At 43.2% G+C, this 17,245-nt stretch carries 19 protein-coding genes; 6 read left to right on the top strand and 13 right to left on the bottom strand.

All coding sequences use genetic code 11. From position 1 onward, the window contains the following. Positions 1-144: 144 nt before the first annotated feature. The 8 genes from JMY01_RS03075 to JMY01_RS03040 all read right to left on the bottom strand — a co-directional run bounded on the left by JMY01_RS03075 (position 145) and on the right by JMY01_RS03040 (position 8,000). Positions 145-1,038 carry an META domain-containing protein gene (locus tag JMY01_RS03075; RefSeq protein WP_201574177.1) on the bottom strand — a complete coding sequence of 298 codons (894 nt, stop codon included), beginning with the start codon at positions 1,036-1,038 and terminating at the stop codon, positions 145-147. Positions 1,039-1,158: 120 nt separating this feature from the next. Further along, positions 1,159-1,731 (bottom strand): IS630 family transposase, encoded by a 573-nt coding sequence (locus tag JMY01_RS03070; RefSeq protein WP_201574176.1) that lies wholly within the window; start codon positions 1,729-1,731, stop codon positions 1,159-1,161. Further along, positions 1,658-2,008, bottom strand: a complete 351-nt coding sequence (locus JMY01_RS03065; protein WP_201574175.1) for an IS630 transposase-related protein — start codon at positions 2,006-2,008, stop codon at positions 1,658-1,660. The genes JMY01_RS03070 and JMY01_RS03065 overlap by 74 nt, the downstream gene beginning before the upstream one ends. A gap of 321 nt (positions 2,009-2,329) precedes the next feature. After that, positions 2,330-2,992, bottom strand: a complete 663-nt coding sequence (locus tag JMY01_RS03060; protein ID WP_201574174.1) for a glutathione S-transferase family protein — start codon at positions 2,990-2,992, stop codon at positions 2,330-2,332. Positions 2,993-3,290: 298 nt separating this feature from the next. Next, positions 3,291-3,929: a peroxiredoxin gene (locus tag JMY01_RS03055; RefSeq protein WP_201574173.1), complete on the bottom strand. Its 639-nt coding sequence runs from the start codon at positions 3,927-3,929 to the stop codon at positions 3,291-3,293. A 226-nt stretch (positions 3,930-4,155) separates the two neighbouring features. Next, on the bottom strand, positions 4,156-4,881 hold the full coding sequence (locus JMY01_RS03050) for a phospholipase D family protein (RefSeq protein WP_201574172.1): 726 nt from the start codon (positions 4,879-4,881) through the stop codon (positions 4,156-4,158). Between the two features lie 147 nt (positions 4,882-5,028). Beyond that, positions 5,029-6,048, bottom strand: coding sequence for a patatin-like phospholipase family protein (locus JMY01_RS03045; RefSeq protein ID WP_227677638.1), 1,020 nt, complete (start codon positions 6,046-6,048; stop codon positions 5,029-5,031). A 224-nt stretch (positions 6,049-6,272) separates the two neighbouring features. Continuing rightward, positions 6,273-8,000 (bottom strand): glutamine--tRNA ligase/YqeY domain fusion protein, encoded by a 1,728-nt coding sequence (locus tag JMY01_RS03040; RefSeq protein WP_201574171.1) that lies wholly within the window; start codon positions 7,998-8,000, stop codon positions 6,273-6,275. Between the two features lie 231 nt (positions 8,001-8,231). Here JMY01_RS03040 and JMY01_RS03035 point away from each other — a divergent pair, with 231 nt between their 5' ends. Together JMY01_RS03035 and JMY01_RS03030 are read left to right on the top strand one after the other, a co-directional pair. Further along, positions 8,232-8,747, top strand: coding sequence for a peptidylprolyl isomerase (locus JMY01_RS03035; RefSeq protein ID WP_201574170.1), 516 nt, complete (start codon positions 8,232-8,234; stop codon positions 8,745-8,747). A 261-nt stretch (positions 8,748-9,008) separates the two neighbouring features. Beyond that, the gene (locus JMY01_RS03030; RefSeq protein WP_201574169.1) at positions 9,009-9,848 is read left to right on the top strand and encodes a UDP-2,3-diacylglucosamine diphosphatase; all 840 of its coding nucleotides are present in this window, start codon (positions 9,009-9,011) and stop codon (positions 9,846-9,848) included. Between the two features lie 46 nt (positions 9,849-9,894). Here the strand turns inward: JMY01_RS03030 and orn are convergent, their stop codons facing one another. Continuing rightward, positions 9,895-10,512 (bottom strand): oligoribonuclease, encoded by a 618-nt coding sequence (gene orn / locus JMY01_RS03025; protein WP_201574168.1) that lies wholly within the window; start codon positions 10,510-10,512, stop codon positions 9,895-9,897. A gap of 282 nt (positions 10,513-10,794) precedes the next feature. On the opposite strand from orn, the gene rsgA reads away from it, so the two are divergent. From rsgA to secB, 4 genes are all read left to right on the top strand, one after another. Then, complete coding sequence (rsgA, locus tag JMY01_RS03020) at positions 10,795-11,898, top strand: ribosome small subunit-dependent GTPase A (RefSeq protein WP_201574167.1); 1,104 nt, start codon at positions 10,795-10,797, stop codon at positions 11,896-11,898. A 127-nt stretch (positions 11,899-12,025) separates the two neighbouring features. After that, positions 12,026-12,478, top strand: coding sequence for a rhodanese-like domain-containing protein (locus JMY01_RS03015; protein ID WP_201574166.1), 453 nt, complete (start codon positions 12,026-12,028; stop codon positions 12,476-12,478). A gap of 239 nt (positions 12,479-12,717) precedes the next feature. Next, the gene (gene grxC / locus JMY01_RS03010) at positions 12,718-12,981 is read left to right on the top strand and encodes a glutaredoxin 3 (protein ID WP_201574165.1); all 264 of its coding nucleotides are present in this window, start codon (positions 12,718-12,720) and stop codon (positions 12,979-12,981) included. Between the two features lie 96 nt (positions 12,982-13,077). Then, positions 13,078-13,530 (top strand): protein-export chaperone SecB, encoded by a 453-nt coding sequence (gene secB / locus JMY01_RS03005; RefSeq protein WP_201574164.1) that lies wholly within the window; start codon positions 13,078-13,080, stop codon positions 13,528-13,530. Positions 13,531-13,736: 206 nt separating this feature from the next. Here secB and adk read toward each other — a convergent pair whose 3' ends face one another. From adk to JMY01_RS02985, 4 genes are all read right to left on the bottom strand, one after another. Then, positions 13,737-14,390 (bottom strand): adenylate kinase, encoded by a 654-nt coding sequence (gene adk, locus JMY01_RS03000; protein ID WP_201577113.1) that lies wholly within the window; start codon positions 14,388-14,390, stop codon positions 13,737-13,739. A 342-nt stretch (positions 14,391-14,732) separates the two neighbouring features. Then, positions 14,733-16,016, bottom strand: a complete 1,284-nt coding sequence (ccmI, locus tag JMY01_RS02995) for a c-type cytochrome biogenesis protein CcmI (RefSeq protein ID WP_201574163.1) — start codon at positions 16,014-16,016, stop codon at positions 14,733-14,735. Then, positions 16,013-16,522, bottom strand: a complete 510-nt coding sequence (locus JMY01_RS02990) for a cytochrome c-type biogenesis protein (RefSeq protein WP_374220355.1) — start codon at positions 16,520-16,522, stop codon at positions 16,013-16,015. Before JMY01_RS02990 ends, ccmI begins: the two co-directional genes overlap by 4 nt. Before the next feature lie 62 nt (positions 16,523-16,584). Beyond that, positions 16,585-17,244 (bottom strand): DsbE family thiol:disulfide interchange protein, encoded by a 660-nt coding sequence (locus JMY01_RS02985; RefSeq protein WP_201574162.1) that lies wholly within the window; start codon positions 17,242-17,244, stop codon positions 16,585-16,587. Between the last annotated feature and the right edge of the window lies 1 nt (position 17,245).

Here is a 17,245-nt window from a genome sequence, read left to right as displayed (position 1 = left end):
TTTCACCAAAAACAACACTTACAAATAACGTTGGTTAAAAAACCAATCCTTCAAAAGCCATTCAAGTAAAAAGAGCACGTATCATTGAACTATCATGCGTGCTCTTTTTATCGTACAAAATATATGGTGTTATGGTGTGTTGACTTACTCAGCAACCGCACTCTCGATAACGGTATCTAAGACATAAGCATACTCGCCAGCTGAGCCCTCAACTACCGCATTATTGCTATCTAACTTATAACGCTGTAAGCGTAATACCTGATTATGCTCTGCGTCATGCTGGTAACCATCGATTGTTCCGACGAACTCTGTCCACTCACCTTCGCTCGTTTTTATGCCCTGATCATCATAAGTAATCGGCTTGACCTGTAAGCATGACTGCGTATCATCACTGCCACAAGGCTTGGTTTCAGAGCTTACCGCCCAAAATATCGTTTTGCCTTTGGTGTTATATTTTGCTTGAGGAGTCAGCACTCCCTGCCATACCAAGGTGGCTGCCTCATTAATGACCTGGGTAAGCATTGGCGGCGTGCTTTCCGCTAGACTCAACTGGCTCTCACCCTGCATTAGCTTATTAAGCTCATCCTCAGCTTGGTTGAGATCTTCACACAGCATTTTTGTGCTCATACTACCGTCAATTAGCATGGTGTGACCTTGCAGTTGATACGCAGCACTCATCATATTACACCCAACACTATAACTGACAGTATTCTGACCTTGACGATGATTGAAATTCAAAGTGACCTGATCTTTGATATCAAGCAGTGACGTCAGCGGCTGATTATTACTGTCTGCTGCGGTAGCTAAAGTCCAGCGATAACGGACAAGATTATCAATCATTTGCTCCTCAGCACTCATCTTATCAGCAATAGAAGCTGTTTCTGCTATCTGCTCAGTCTGCACAGATTTATCTGTAGCATCCGTTGTCTGCTCCCCTACCTGTGTATCGTTGGTGGTCGAATTACCACTACAGGCACTCAAAGCCATGCTCGTCGCTAACAGACCGGGCAGCAATGCCAGCTTCAAAAATGATTTCATAATTACACCTATTTTGTTGCAAATCTCTCAGTGCCTCACTTGAGACTAATTATTATTTTTATTATCTTTAGTAGAAAGTCGATCTGCTGTGTTATAAACACCTAAACTATGTATATATAGTCAGTTCAAAATAAAATTGTTATGGTTAGGACAAACATCATAAAACAACTTGGATAAGTCATTTTCCAACCAGCCTTGGCGTAGAAACTTAGCCTGTGCCCATTTTTTCTCGATAGGGTTCAGATCAGGGCTGTACGGCGGTAGCCAAAGAATACGATGACCATGCCTGTTCAGTAGCTTTTGAATGCGTTTATTCTTATGAAATCTGGCATTATCCATCACAATCACGCATTTGGTTTTAAGACTTGGGATTAGCTTGTGTTTGCACCAGTCGTAGAATATGCTGCTGTTAATGTTGTGCTTAAAGTAATCTAGTGCAAACAGCATCTTTTCATATAGAGCACCGATAACGTTGGTTCGCTTTTTACCTTGCCAGTTGTAACTATCGATACAGGGTTTACCAATCGGTGCATAACCATGAGAGCGAATGGTCTCGTGCTCAAAGCCGCTTTCATCCATATAGACGATGGGATAGCCTTGTTGTTTAAAGTTATCAAGCTTACTGTGGTATATCGCTCTTTTGATCGGACAGGCTTTTGGGTGTTCTAAGGTCTTTTTTTTGACTGATGCCAAGTCGCTTTAGGGCATGATAAATGCCTGTTTTACTACAGTTTAGACGACGAGCTCGCTCATACTGGTAATCATCGGGATGTTCTTGAACATCATTAAGTAGCACGTCATCTGGTATTTTATAGGGTTTGGTTTGCCTGGTTGTTTTACTATGAACACGTCTCTTCCAGTTCTGTATAGTGGTTGGGCTCAGATTGTAAAACTCAGCTGCCTCGGCAAAGGTCATACCATCATCTATACTTTTAAGAACTTGCATACGAAAATCTAGTGAGTAAGTCATGGTCTTTATAATAACAATTGGGTTTGATAATTAATTTATAACACTTTTAGGTGTGCTTAGCTATAGTAGATTCAATTTAAAAATACTACAGTGCTACTGGGATGCTTTCTTTTAAAATACAGTTAAGTTTACTTACTATAACCTTCAAGTTTTTATATTTTGTAATAAAGTGTTGAGTTTCATTATTCAATAATTTGACCCATAAGTTGTCAGCTATATCTTTCCTACACTCTCCTATGGTCTAAAAAACGATGGGTAGTTGATTACCTCAACCACCCACTATATAGAACCACATTCTCTACCACTTATTTAGTCGAGCTATCACTGACTGGTCTCTGTAGGCTCAGCTTTTGCCATTTTTTGAATACTAAAACGCTCATTCATCATCTGATAGAAACGCGCCAGATTTTCACCTTGCTCAGTCGGTTTAACCTTTAGCAATTTACCAAAGTCCAATCCCAAATAGAGCACAATATCAGCGAAGCTTAATTGTTCGCCCACCAAGTATTCACGACCTTCTAAGGCCTTTTCAAAATAAGGCAATGCTTTTACAGCGCGAGCGATAGATGGGGCGACAAACTCTGGTACTTGCTCAACGCGCTCGGCTTTTGAGGGATGACTGTGCTGGAATGCCAACATCAAGTTATATAAAACTTCAAATTCAGCAACACGGCGCATGGAGCAGACCTGCGCACGCTGCACCACATCGTTACCCATCACCGAGCGTTCGCCGTAAACGCGATCAAGGTACTCACACACAGCCTGTGAGTCATTCAATATAGTGCCATCATCCAATTTCAGGACTGGTACTGTCTGCATTGGGTTCATCTGAGTAAACTCATCTGACATTTGCTCATTGGCAGCAAAATCAATATCTACCACATTGACGTCATCCATATCGTCGACATCAATGCCTTTGGAGGCTAACAAGATAAGCACTTTGCGTGGATTGGGTGCAGTACGGGTTACGTATAGGGTTTTCATGGCAAACTCCTTGTAAGAAAAATTCAACAGCGGCTCAGTGCTGATAGGTTCTGACTGATAATTTCTGATTGTGACTATCTTTTACAGCTATTGTATTTAAGAATATAACGTGTCGTTGTAGCGGTGTTCAATACAATTATGAGCCCGACCCTTATCATAATAACAGAACCCTATCAAAGCTTGTTAAGAGAATAGTAAAAAGCCCCACAACTTTAAGTTATGAGGCTCTCATTTTATGAACGTCTATATAAATTTGAGACACGAGCAATAATGCTCATTTCTATCCAACAAATAAAGCTTATTTATTTGGTGCAGGTGTCGTGCGTAAATAAGGCTTAATTTCTGTATGGCCTTTAGGGTATTTGGCAGGAATATCTTCATTTTTCACACTTGGTGGAATGATGACGTCATCACCATCTTCCCAGTCAACTGGTGTTGCAACGTTGTATTCATCTGACAATTGCAGTGCATCGATGACACGGATAATCTCATCAAAGTTACGACCTGTACTGGCTGGGTAAGTCAACGTTAGACGGATTTTTTTGTTTGGATCAATGACAAAGACACTACGCACGGTATGCGTGCTGTCTGCATTTGGATGCATCATGTCATACAGCTCAGCGACTTCTTTGTTTGGATCAGCAATGATTGGGAAGTTTAGCTCCGTGCCTTGAGTCTCACCGATATCTGAAGCCCATGCATGGTGATCTTCTAGACTGTCAACAGAGATACAGATTGGCTTCACACCGCGCTTCTGAAACTCACCGTTAAGAGCAGCGGCGCGACCAAGCTCAGTCGTACATACTGGCGTGAAGTCTGCTGGATGTGAGAAGAAAACAACCCAGTTATCACCTGCCCACTCATGGAAATTAATATCGCCGTCTGTCGTTGCAGCGTCAAAGTTTGGTGCAGTATCACCTAAACGTAAATGTGCCATGCTTAACTCCTTGTTTATAAAACTTTAGTTATAAAACCGTTATATAGGGCGTGTTTAAATATAATCACACGCTTTATTTGTTATCAACGCACTCAGATAGTAGCAAACAAATCAGAGCACGTCAGCAAAAAATCCATTCTATCTTAGCAAATTGGTTATGAATGTCTTGTGAGAGATTGTAATGCGCTTATTCCATTTACCACTAAGTAGAAAGACAGATAATGAATCAAACTACCATTCCTGCATCCCATAAACAGAATTCACCGAACTTGCCACGCTTGGTTATGCTACCAGCCTGACTGCCAGCATCCGTTAATACCAACTCGCCATCTTTATTTTCTAGATATCCTACTTTGAGTAACTTGTCATTTAACTCCTGGGTTTTAAGTCCCAACTCTTTGGCAAGCTTAGCTGTCGTTAATTTCGAGTAATTAGGAGTTGCGCTTTCTGCTGATTTGTCGGCACTGGCTTTACCATTGGAAATCGTTTCATCGCTTGTATCATTCACTTTTTCTAATGACATACGTACTTCATCACTAATACGAATAATACGCTGAGCTTCTTCATAAGTATCGGCATATAACTTAGTATCTTCATCGCGATAAATAAGCACGCCCATCTCATTATTGTTCACTTGGCTAAACTCGTATAGGTTTAAACTCGTTATAATGCATTCATTTTCATTGAGATAGCACTTGGCATGCAAGTTTTTGCAAAAGCTAGTGCGAATAAAGGTTAAGTTTTTCAGCCAGTTGATTTCTTCTGGTTGTAAGTCATTCTTGCCATAAACGATGCGAATATCAATTTTTAGTCTATTCCGATCCTCTAATAGCTCCTTAATACGCTCGCTCAGTTTCAAGTAAGGACTGATAATAATTAAACGATCAGAGGCATTTTTAATCAGCTCTTCTAAATGATAGGTCGTGCCACTGGTGTTTAAAAACTTTGCCATTTTTATACCCTCAAAAAATTTATTAAGCAATTAATCTACTTACTACAAAAAAACCCATTCCTAGCGTACTAGAAATGGGCTTGGTTGCAAACCACTATTGTTACGTTTGATCGATATTGTTAAGGCTCTAGTTTACACATAACTCGCTTATGAAAACTCACTCTGCAAATCCAAAGTAGACTCCTTGCCTAGACTCTCGTAGTGCTCATCCAAAAATGCCTTGGCAGACGCGCGACCGATATCACGCAGTTGTGTTAGAAACAACCATTCAGTATTCACTTTGCTAGAGGCTGACAATGGATTGATCTGTTCAGTGGCTTCGATACGATGCACCAGTATTTCTGAATAGCGATTTGTATCTAGCTTATCCTCGCGTAGTTGACGGGTCACAAAATCAATGGCGCGCAGCTCTCTTAGCAAAGATGAGTTAAACGAAATTTCATTGATTCGATTCTGTATTTCCTGCGCACTTTTTGGGGTCTCGTTACGCTCAATTGGGTTGATTTGAACGATTATGGCATCTCTGGACTTGGTGGTATCAAATAACGGATACAGAGGTGGATTACCCACATAACCCCCATCCCAATACGGTACGCCATCAATCTCAACCGCCTGAAAATAAGTGGGCAGACACGCCGAAGCTAAAAGCATGTCGGCGGTCAGCTCTTCGCGGTTGAATACTTTTATTTTACCCGTGTGCACGTTGGTTGCTGCCACAAATAGCTTTAACGCGCTGCACGCTCTGACCTTTTCAAAGTCGATGGTAGACTCAACCAACTCAAGTAGCGGGTTGATATTTAGCGGGTTGGTGTCATAAGGCGAAGCCACTCGGCTAAACAGGTCGAGCATTAGGTAAGCTGGTGAGTCATCCATACCCCAGTTGCCGGTCAGGATACTCAAAGGACTACGCTTAATAGGACTCATCCTGCCCATATAAGCCACTTGGCGCCAAAATTGCTCAAGCGCCTCGCGGGCACCGTCTATACCGCCATCCAAATAGCCTTGTGCTAAAACGGCGGCATTCATAGCCCCAGCACTCGTCCCAGTAATACCTTCTACACTGACTCGACCATCTTCCATGAAGTAGTCCAGTACGCCCCAAGTAAAGGCACCATACGAGCCACCACCTTGTAGTGCTAGATTGATTGATTTTTGGTGGTGTGTCAAAAAGTATGCTGATTAAAACTTGAACAATTTTTGAAGCCTTTAAAGCCCTATAGAATCAGAGAACTTAGCATAGATTTCTTATTGACTTCTATCGCTAGCATACTTTTTAGAACACCACCTGATTTTTTAATCATAAACTCTGTACTCTCCTTTATATGTCGCGTTGAGCTTGCCTGTCTCGCTTCCTGATAGATAGAGCCTGTCAGTAAGTTATTGTTCACACATTAAGCGGGTTTGTAGCTGTCACGTAAGCTGACGATTTGGTTAAATACTGGCTTGTCACTGCTATGCTCGTCGCTATCAGCGATGAAGTAACCTTCGCGCTCAAACTGAAAGCGCGTGCCAGCATCGCTATGCGCAAGCGATGGCTCAACCACTGCATGAAGCTCAGTCAATGAGTTAGGATTCAATGCTTGATGGACGTCAGCGACGCTACTTGGATCTTCGACGCTAAACAACTGCTCATACATGCGCACGGTCGCTGGTACGCCTTTGCTCGCCGATACCCAATGAATCACGCCTTTGACCTTACGGCCTTCAGGGTTATTACCTAGTGTTGCAGGATCAATCGTTGCTTTTAGCTCAATGACATTACCATTATCATCCGTAACATGCTCAGTCACTGCCAACACATAAGTATTACGCAGACGGATCTCTGGCTTTTCTGGTGAGAGACGTTTATAACCTGCTGGCGGCTGTATTTCATAATCACTTTGATCAATGTATAAAATCTCGGTGAATGGAATCTCACGCTCGCCCATATCGACGTTAGGATGGTTTGGCTGCGTGAGCCATAAAACCTGCTCAGCCTCATCAAAACGAGCATTAACGCTATCGGCCTTTTGCGACTCCCAACTACTGACCGCATCGCTAAAGTTAGTAATCGTCACTTTTAATGGTTTTAATACTGCCATACCACGTGCGGTAGTCGACTCTAATGACTGGCGCACGCTAAACTCTAATAAGCGAAAGTCAACCACACTATCCGCTTTGGTCACGCCCACTCGATCACAAAAGTCACGTAAGCCCTCTGGGGTATAACCACGACGACGCATACCAGCAATCGTCGGCATACGTGGATCATCCCAACCACTGACGATACCTTCATCGACCAGCTGCTTGAGCTTACGCTTACTGGTCATAGTATGGTCGACATTTAAGCGCGCAAACTCATACTGATGCGGCGGCAAATCAAAGCCGATTTTCTCAACCGCCCAATCATAAAATGGGCGATGGTCTTCAAACTCCAACGTACATAATGAATGGGTAATGCCTTCAACTGCATCAGAGAGCGGGTGGGCAAAATCATACATGGGATAGATACACCATTTATCGCCAGTTTGATGATGCTCTTGATGCATGACGCGATAAATGACGGGGTCACGCATGTTCATATTTGGGCTTGCCATATCAATCTTGGCACGCAGCACGGCTTTGCCTTCAGCAAACTTACCCGCTTTCATATCAGCAAACAGTTTGAGGTTTTCTTCGACACTGGTATCACGCTGCGGTGACGGCTTGCCAGCTTCATTGAATGAGCCACGATTATCGCGAATCTGCTCTGGTGATTGCAAATCGACATAAGCATCACCTTGCTTGATAAGCTGAACCGCCCACTCATGGAGCTGATCAAAATAGCCTGAAGCGTAACGAGCTTCATCCGCCCATTCAAACCCAAGCCATCTCACATCGTTCTTGATATTATCGATGTAATCTTGCTTTTCTGCGGTCGGGTTGGTGTCATCAAAGCGCAAGTTACAAACACCGCCAAACTCTTTGGCAATACCAAAGTTTAGGCAAATAGATTTCACATGACCCAAGTGCAAATAGCCGTTAGGCTCAGGTGGGAAACGGGTTACGATTTGTTGGTATTTTTGCGCATTGACATCATCGCGAATGATATTGCGAATAAAATCGTTTTTTTGTGCATGGTTGTTTGGGTGCTCACTCATCGGGCATTGCTCCTAGCGCAAGTTTTCAGTATATAGAGCGTGCCATCACGCCTTATAGAAAATTAAAATAATAAATAAAAGATAAAGTTGCGTTATTCTATCAGCTTTTGCAAACGCATTAACAGCCTGATACATGACAGACGACAAAAAAGCCGTTAGACTAGCCATAACTTTTTATCATCCACTCACCACAGTGCCATTTGAGGCGCGACAATTACAAAGGATCACAACATGGTAGACATGCCACCAGTAGTAGAACTTGACACCAGTATGGGTGCTATCGTTATCGAACTTAACGAAGAAAAAGCGCCAAAAACGGTAGAAAACTTCTTAAACTATGTAAAGTCTGGTCATTATGACGGTACTATTTTTCATCGCATCATCGATGGTTTTATGATTCAAGGCGGCGGTATGGACGCTGAGATGAATGAAAAATCCACCAATGCACCGATTGAAAATGAAGCCGATAACGGTCTAAAAAATGACGCTGGCACCATTGCTATGGCGCGTACGCAAGACCCACATTCAGCGACCAGTCAGTTCTTTATCAACGTAAAAGATAACGATTTCCTAAACCACTCTGGCAAAAACATGCAAGGTTGGGGCTATACAGTATTTGGTAAAGTCACCAGCGGTATGGACGTCATTGAAAAAATGCGCGGCGTGCCTACTGGTCGTTTCGGTATGCATGCTGATGTGCCAAAAGAAGCCGTCGTTATCAACTCAGCGACCATCGTTACTCAATAATTATTAATAAGTCCTATCTGACTCTCAACTTATTATGACCTATCGTAGGCTAGCGCTTTTAGCGAAACACTGCGACATATTTTTCAAAGTATCTTCCAGAAATTCTATTTAAAGAATTTCTCTTGCGAAACTAAAATTGCAGTGCAATTTTTTAACGTTTCTCAGGGCTAAAACCACAGCCTACAGCAATAGTTTTAGAGTAGTTGAGAGTGTAGTAAGTCTTATAAACTTATAATAAATAGATGATAAGGATCATGACAAATGCAAACGTTTAATCATTTAATAACGACCCGCCCTCATGATGTGCGGCAAGTGTTGATTAGCGATTTGCATTTATCGCCTGAAGAGCCTGCCTTAGTGCAGGCTTTTTTAGCCCTGCTTGATGATTGTCTTGCTCTGCCTGCTCTCAAGCGCCTATTTATTTTGGGTGATTGGTTTGAGGTATGGCTTGGCGATGACGTTTATTTGTCATTGTCAGATGACGCGCGCCAAACCCATTGGCTAACCCCGCTCATCGTTAAATTAAAAAAACTGCGAGTAGCTGGCTGCGAGATTTTGGTGATGCATGGCAACCGTGATTTTCTGTTAGATCAGCCATTTTGTAATTTGTTCGGTGGCGAGCTTATTTATGAGCCTTACTCTTTGACGATCGGACAGCAAAGCTATCGGCTGGAGCATGGCGATGCATTATGTACTGATGATAAAAAATATCAGTTTTTTCGCAAAATCATGCGCCATCGGTTAACCCAGTGGTATTTGCTCAATAAATCATTAGAAAAACGCTTGGCCATCGCTGATAATATACGCCAAAAAAGCAAACAACAGAATACAACCAAGGCGGCCTATATCATGGATGTGAATGATGATACCGTGATAGAAGCCCTTGAGAACAATGATGCACTGCTGCATGGACACACTCATCGTCCACACGTTCATCAAGCGACCCATAATAAAAAACGCTACGTGCTTGGTGATTGGCGGTTGTTAGAGGAAGATACGCGCCAAGCAAAAGTCAGCGCGGTCATTGGAGCGGTTATAGCAGAAGACTCAGACAATGATGATTCTGAGTTTGGACTATTTGAATTTAGATATTCAGTGTAGGGTGCGACCTGCACACCCTACAACCCTCAACCCTTGCTAGCTTAGTCTAAGGCATTAGCTTAAAGAAATGCTGACGATAATGCTTAAGCTCACGAATAGAATCACGAATATCGTCTAAGGCTAAATGACTACCGCCTTTTTCAAAATTCTTTAAGATATCAGGACGCCAGCGAAAGCATAGCTCTTTAATCGACGACACATCCAGATTACGATAATGAAAGAATCTTTCTAGCTCAGGCATTTGCCGTGCCAAAAAGCGGCGATCTTGGCAAATAGAGTTGCCGCACATTGGCGACTTGCCGCTATCTACCCACTTATTAAGAAATTTAATGGTTTCAGCTTCGGCTTCGGCCAGTGTCACCGTACTACGGCGCACACGATCAACCAATCCTGACTGCCCATGTTGCTTGGTGTTCCAGTCATCCATTTGGTTTAGCCTTTGATCTGATACCTTGATGGCAAACACTGGCCCTTCTGCCAAAACGTTTAAATCTTCATCAGTGACAACGGTGGCAATCTCGATAATCTCATCATTTAAGGTATCAAGACCTGTCATCTCAAGGTCAATCCATACCAACCCTTTTTTACCTTGGTTTTTAATTTTGATCTTATTGGGATGGTCATCGGTATTTGTATTAGTACTTATATTAGTGTTGCTACTCATCTTGTGTCCTGTAATTAATAAATCTTATAATCATTCCCCCCATTCTCAGCTGACTAAATGTATTGGCGTAGGCTGTGGCTTTAGCCCAGCATTTTGCTTTTGCAAAGATTTAAGCTGGGCTAAAGCCACAGCCTACAATCATACTAAGTTGAGAATCAGGTCATCATTTATATTTCTGACGGCTAAAGGTTACAAAACCCCTATCTGATGCAGTCGCTTTAGGCTGTATGTTAGCAAATTTTCACGCTACACTTAGCAATATTTTCATAATAGGCATCAACCATGGCATTAATCCGGCAACGTAAACTGACCAAACAGCAGATTCGTCGCATCGATAAACAACAACAATCCAATCAAGACAGCATCGATGAGGGCTTGATGGACGGTATTGTCATGGCACATTACGGCAAACAACTAGAAGTGCAGATGACCAGCTTACCGGCTGTCATACCTGTACAACCTGAGATTGCTCCAGATGACCCTGAGCCTTTCTGGCAAGCGCTTGAACTAGGTGATATCTGGCGTTGTCATGTACGCACCAATCTACCCATGCTGGCAACTGGCGATCGTGTACGCTGGACGGCAGATCCCAACACTGGGTTTGGACGTATTGAGTCTGTACAGCCGCGTACCTCCTTAGTATCAAGACCTGACCGTTACCATAAGCTCAAGCCAGTCGCCGCCAATGTCGATATTCTTGCCATTGTCTTTGCGCCCTTGCCTGCTGCTGCCCCTACTTTAATAGATCGCTATCTGGTGGTCTGCCACCATGCCGGCGTACAGCCATTACTGGTATTGAATAAAGCAGATTTATTGGCACAAGAAGGGTATGCAGACACTGAGGAGCTGCTGACGCAATATGCTGCCCTTGGTTATGATAGCGTACTGACCTCAGTCGATTGTCCCGAAAACATCGCCGACATCGCCACGCAGCAAGGCCTTGGCGAACTAAAACGTTATATTGATAAAAAGCTCGTTATTTTTGCTGGTCAGTCAGGTGTCGGTAAAAGCAGTTTAATCAATGCGCTATTGCCCGAATCTGCCCAAAGCGTGAACATCATCTCCGAAAACTCACAGCTTGGGCAGCATACTACTACCACCAGTCGCTTGTTGCCATTCAATCCAGAGGATCTGACACAAGGTGGTATCGTTGATACGCCTGGTATTCGTGAGTATGGCAACAGACATTTAACCCCTGATGGCATCATTTCTGGTTTTATTGAGTTGGCACCTTTATCAGGTGACTGTAAGTTCCGTGATTGTAAGCATACGCATAATAGTAAAGGCTGTGCCCTATGGCAGGCCGTCGCTGATGGTGATGTATTGCAGCGCCGTGTTGAAAACCTGATTACGTTACAAGCCGAGGCCGATACAAAGCCTTATTAGAACTTAACCGTTAGGTTGACCATCGCACGTTTACTATGGTCGGGCTAATCGGTATAATAGCGCCTTGTTCGGTAACCCTAAGCTGTATTCGCAGTTTAATAGAACACTTATTTTTTGGAGGTTTGGTTTGGATCGTGCGCTTGAATTCGTGGGCAACCACCCGTTTTTATTTGGCATCTTGGCAGTACTGGCTGTCTTGTTTTTTGCCATTGAAAATAAACGCAGCGGCAAAAAAGTGTCGCCCAATACCCTCGGCATGATGGTCAACTCCCAAAACGCGCAGCTTATTGATATTCGCGCCAAAAAGAAGTTTACCACCGGCTATATCCAAGGCAGCCGTAATATTCCTTTTACTGAGCTCAAAGACCGCTTGGACGAGATACGCGCTATTGAGCAGCCAGTGATAATCATTTGTGACATTGGTGTCCAAGCAGGGGCAGCCGTACAGATGATTGCCAAAGAAAATGTCTACCGCTTGGAAGGTGGTATTGGTGGCTGGCAAGGTGCTGGCATGCCACTGGTTGGGCTAAAAGACGCTCAGCCCAAAAAAGGTAAAAACAAGCCAAGCTTGCATAAATAAAAGCTCATATAATTTATGGTCGCTGTAAAATAAAAAGACATCATTTTATATGGTGTCTTTTTTATGTGATGGCTGTTATTCTTTCATAAGCTTTCAGAGCAGCTGGCTTGAATTCATCATTTAGATCCCCACTTTATAGTTAGCATAATAAAATATATACTTATCTTTAATCTATTTATAACCAAGTTATGAGCGGATAACTGATAAAAAATACATTTAAAATTAACTAAGGATACTTCATGACTGTCTCTGTCAAAGTCTATACCACCCCTATCTGCCCTTATTGTTCACACGCCAAACAACTTCTAGATTCTAAAGGCGTTGCATATGAAGAAATTGGTATGCATGATATGAGCAGCGAGGAGCGCCGTGCATTAATGCAACAAACCAATAACTATCGCATGGTGCCACAAATCTTTGTCGGTGATACTTTTGTAGGCGGTTTTAGTGAGCTTAATCAGCTGAACCAACAAGGCAAGCTTGATGAGATGTTAGCAGGCTAATCTAATAGATTATCGCTAGCCAGTCACACTGAGCTTTTAACTAACTATCGCTACTGCGATAACAACGATACATTGCACCATATTTGAGGAATTATCATGGCTGAAGAACAAGCACAACCACAATTGGCTTTAGAACGTATTTATGTAAAAGACATGTCGCTAGAAGTACCAGGCGCTGGCGTGTTCACTAAAGAGTGGAACCCTGAGCTTGATATCAATCTATCTAGCAATGCTGAAAAGCTTGATGACGATCATTACCAAGTAGTCTTGACAGTCAGTGTGACTGCCAAAAACGCCGAAGAACCTGCCTTTATCGCTGAAGTTCATCAAGCAGGTATCTTCTTACTTAAGCACATTCCAGAAGATCAAATCGGACAAATCCTAGGCGCATACTGCCCTAACGTTTTGTTCCCATATGCCCGCGAAGTCATTAGTGATATCGTTACTCGTGGTAGCTTCCCGCAGTTGTTACTTGCACCAGTGAACTTTGACCAAGCGTACGCACAAAGCCAGCAACAAGCGCAAGTAGATGCTGAAGGTAATGCTTAAACTTAAAATATTAACTTGATACAATATAAGTTTTATTTCTAGCATATCTTGATTTCAAAGCCGTTTACTTATGATAATAGTAAGCGGCTTTTTATTGGCTGTATTTTAGAGCGTGTCCCTAACATAAGTGATGTTTATTTGGCATAAAAAAACCCTGCCAATCAGCAAGGTCTTCAATTAAATATTAAGTAAACAGACTATAAAAACTAGCCTTTTAAGGCAGATAATATTTGTTGCTTAACTTCGTCAATGGCTTGCGTACCATCGAACTTATCATAATTAGGCGCATCACCACCTTCTTTGGCTTTATCTTGATAGAAGCCAACCAGGGCTGATGTCTGCTGATGGTAAGTGGCTAAACGATCACGAATGGTAGACTCTTTATCATCTTCACGCTGGATAAGCGCTTCACCAGTCACGTCATCGATACCTTCTTGCTTAGGTGGATTATGCTCGATATGGTATACGCGGCCTGATCCTGGATGCTGGCGACGACCAGACAGACGCTTCACGATTTCGTCATCAGGTACACTGATTTCGACCACATGATCAATCGCAACATCTGCATCTGCAAGCGCCTGCGCCTGAGGGATAGTGCGCGGGAAACCATCAAGAATACAGCCATTCACACAGTCAGGCTTAGCGATGCGCTCTTTTACTAGATTGATGATAAGATCATCAGAAACCAGCCCGCCTGCATTCATAACACCTTCGGCTTTTTTGCCAAGTTCGCTACCTTCTTTGATCGCTGCACGCAGCATATCGCCAGTTGAGATTTGCGGAATGTCATACTCTTTAGAGATAAACTGTGCTTGGGTGCCCTTACCAGCGCCAGGTGGTCCTAGCAAAATAATACGCATCATAATACGTCTCTCCTCGATAAATGGGATTTAGGGATTGGTTTACTACTCAAATGCCATGACTACCTTACATCGTGCCTTTATAAAGCTCAAGTATTTTTATTATAAGCCTTATGCCAACAGATGACTTATCTGTTCATGTAACAGCATTGCACGCTGCAACATCAGGCTGCAGCATGGACGTCAATGCAAAATTTGGTGGTGTGTCAAAAAGTATGCTGATTAAAACTTGAACAGTTTTTGAAGCCTTGAAAGCCCTATAGAATCAGAGAACTTAGCATAGATTTTTTATTGGCTTCTATCGCCAGCATACTTTTTAGAACACCACCCAAAATTTAAATGCTATGGTATCTGTTGATTGATCTGCACATTCACTTCGGTTTGATCGCTACCAATGACTACTGGGTTGCCAGATAAATCTCCTGACTCCGCACCAGCATTGCCACTACGACTGATACGAGCAATGACCGCCAACTGTGTTTTTTCAGCTCGTGCTGACTGTATCGTACGCTCAGGCATCATCGCATCGAGATCACTTAAGCTGACATTGGCACCACCTTGCCTAATGACACTAATTGGTAGACGCTTGGCCGCATAAGGTGCACCGCCATTGACATCACGAATCGCGACAAACAACACATCATCACCTTGTACCAGTGGCAGAAGGCTTGCGTTGATTGTTATGGTCACATTGACACCTTCAGCCGCTTGCGCTTGCTGTGCGATGACATTAGCGCTTAGCTCATCTAAGCTTGCCAACGCTTGGGTATGATCACCTGGTTTGGCGGCGATACTTTCACGCAGTCTTTGAATCCAGCTCTCGGCCTGATCGAAGTTACTGGCACGTGCTTCGCCCATTGCCATCAGCATTTGCGCGCCTTCATGCTGTGGGTTGTTGCGCAAGACCTCTTGTAAAACACGGCGACCATCAGCATCCAATTGACCATTGTTTGCAAAAAAGCTGATTTGAGCATAAGTGGTCGCAATCTCTTCATTATCTGGTGATAATCGATAAGCACGAGATAATGCTTCTAGCGCAGAATCAGTTGCTTCTAATGACAAAAACAGCTCTGACAAACGCATCCAGCGATTAGGATCGTCAGCATGACGATGGACGTTGGCTTGCATGGCCGTAATTAATTGCCGTCCATCCTCACCAATTGCCCATTCAGGTGGCTGATCGATTTTACCAGTTAGTAAGTCATCAGCGACTTGACCAACCTTGTCTTCTGCTTCCCAGAATTCAAAGACAGGCTGACGGTCACCGATCAATAGATACGCCAGTGCTGCTAATAACGGTACCCAAACAAAAACCATCATTCTGTTCTTGAAACTAGGAGGCACCATTGTAGCTACTTGACGTTGGACATCTAGCAGCTGACGTTCAAGCTCAAGTTTCTGATTTTGATAATGAGCCTCATCAATCGTGCCAGTGTCTTTGTCTGTTTTTAGCTCCGCGAGGCGTTCACGAAACACCGCCACGTTGATATCCAATAACTGATTATCGACGGGACTGGCTTTGAGCCGCGCTGCACGCATCCACGGTGCAATGACGATGACAGCAAGTATCAAGGCAATAAGTAAGCTTAGGGCAATAAATAAGCCAAAAGTAGAGAATATGGTCATTTTTTGTCCTCTGTGCTGGTGATGTCATGGTCAGCAGTGTCAGTACGCGCTAGCAGTCGATCAAGCTCAGCTCTTTCCGCTGGCGTGAGCGCTTCCACAGTGTTGGCGTCTACCGTCGTACCGCTTTTGCCACTCGCCACTACTTGGCGACGTTTGGTCTGCCAGAACCAACCAACAATCAATGCAATTAATAATAGTGGTGGAAAAAACCATAGAATCCACGTCGATGGGCGTACAGGCGGCTTGTAACTGATAAAGTCACCATAGCGCTCTTGCATATAGTTACGAATTTCTGTATCGCTGCGGCCGTCTTTTACTAAATCATATGTTCTTTGCTTCAGATCTTGCGCAATGGGCGCATCTGACGCAGCAAGGTTTTGGTTTTGACATTTGGGACAACGTAGCTCCTCAATGAGACCACGGTATTGAGCTTCTTGTCGTTCTGAATCAAAATCGTAGACATCAATAGCGGCATAGCTGGTGATGCTAAGCATACAGGCTAGCATAAAGCCTACCACTTTCCCGACCATGCCCGTCTTTACTAAAAGAGTTTTTATATGGGTGTTTTTCATTGACAAGCCTCCGCAAGCTGACTTGAATCTAAACTGACATTATTCTTATTGGCATCATTGAGCACCATCATGCAAGGGGCAATACGACCTTGCCAGTTGGCCTCATTTATCTCACCAATAATATGTTGACGAATAACACCGTCGCCATCGACTAAAAAGGTCTCAGGCGCGCCAGTCAAACCCAAGTCTAAGGCAAACTGGCCTGATAAATCTTGAACAGACATCGAGAATGGGTCGCCACCTTGATTTAGATAGGTAAACGCATTACCAATCTCGTCTTTGTAGTTTACCCCAACGATATTGACTCCACGACTTTCAAGCTCCATCAAAAAAGGATGCTCGATAATACAAGTTGGGCACCAAGAGCCCCAAACGTTCATCAAAAACGGCTCGTCAGGTAAATTCTCATTGGTCATGATACGCGAGGTATCTGATAACAATGGCAACTCAAAAGCCGGTACAGGCCGCTCAAGTGCCGTACTGGGTATAATATCCGTTGGCTTGCCCAAACGCATATACAGTATTACTATCAAACCAAAAAACACAATGAGCGGGATTAAAAACCATATTTTCATTTGCTTTTTGTTCATCGTTTGGCTACGACCTGTATTATCCCCTTTATCACTTTGGTTAGGGGTGTTATTAGATGTGCTCATA

The sequence above is a fragment of the Psychrobacter sp. H8-1 genome, from assembly GCF_904846575.1.
GTDB lineage: Bacteria > Pseudomonadota > Gammaproteobacteria > Pseudomonadales > Moraxellaceae > Psychrobacter > Psychrobacter fulvigenes.
Note: the sequence above shows the minus strand (reverse complement) of the source record. Positions and strands in the feature narration are given on the sequence as shown.

Bases quoted from the DNA above. Each gene is read 5' to 3' on its own strand.
- JMY01_RS03075 (WP_201574177.1), bottom strand. From the start codon at position 1,038: ATGAAATCATTTTTGAAGCTGGCATTGCTGCCCGGTCTGTTAGCGACG.
- JMY01_RS03065 (WP_201574175.1), bottom strand. From the start codon at position 2,008: ATGACTTACTCACTAGATTTTCGTATGCAAGTTCTTAAAAGTATAGAT.
- JMY01_RS03060 (WP_201574174.1), bottom strand. From the start codon at position 2,992: ATGAAAACCCTATACGTAACCCGTACTGCACCCAATCCACGCAAAGTG.
- JMY01_RS03055 (WP_201574173.1), bottom strand. From the start codon at position 3,929: ATGGCACATTTACGTTTAGGTGATACTGCACCAAACTTTGACGCTGCA.
- JMY01_RS03050 (WP_201574172.1), bottom strand. From the start codon at position 4,881: ATGGCAAAGTTTTTAAACACCAGTGGCACGACCTATCATTTAGAAGAG.
- JMY01_RS03040 (WP_201574171.1), bottom strand. From the start codon at position 8,000: ATGAGTGAGCACCCAAACAACCATGCACAAAAAAACGATTTTATTCGC.
- JMY01_RS03035 (WP_201574170.1), top strand. From the start codon at position 8,232: ATGGTAGACATGCCACCAGTAGTAGAACTTGACACCAGTATGGGTGCT.
- JMY01_RS03030 (WP_201574169.1), top strand. From the start codon at position 9,009: ATGCAAACGTTTAATCATTTAATAACGACCCGCCCTCATGATGTGCGG.
- orn (WP_201574168.1), bottom strand. From the start codon at position 10,512: ATGAGTAGCAACACTAATATAAGTACTAATACAAATACCGATGACCAT.
- rsgA (WP_201574167.1), top strand. From the start codon at position 10,795: ATGGCATTAATCCGGCAACGTAAACTGACCAAACAGCAGATTCGTCGC.
- grxC (WP_201574165.1), top strand. From the start codon at position 12,718: ATGACTGTCTCTGTCAAAGTCTATACCACCCCTATCTGCCCTTATTGT.
- secB (WP_201574164.1), top strand. From the start codon at position 13,078: ATGGCTGAAGAACAAGCACAACCACAATTGGCTTTAGAACGTATTTAT.
- adk (WP_201577113.1), bottom strand. From the start codon at position 14,390: ATGCGTATTATTTTGCTAGGACCACCTGGCGCTGGTAAGGGCACCCAA.
- ccmI (WP_201574163.1), bottom strand. From the start codon at position 16,016: ATGACCATATTCTCTACTTTTGGCTTATTTATTGCCCTAAGCTTACTT.
- JMY01_RS02990 (WP_374220355.1), bottom strand. From the start codon at position 16,522: ATGCTAGCCTGTATGCTTAGCATCACCAGCTATGCCGCTATTGATGTC.
- JMY01_RS02985 (WP_201574162.1), bottom strand. From the start codon at position 17,244: ATGAGCACATCTAATAACACCCCTAACCAAAGTGATAAAGGGGATAAT.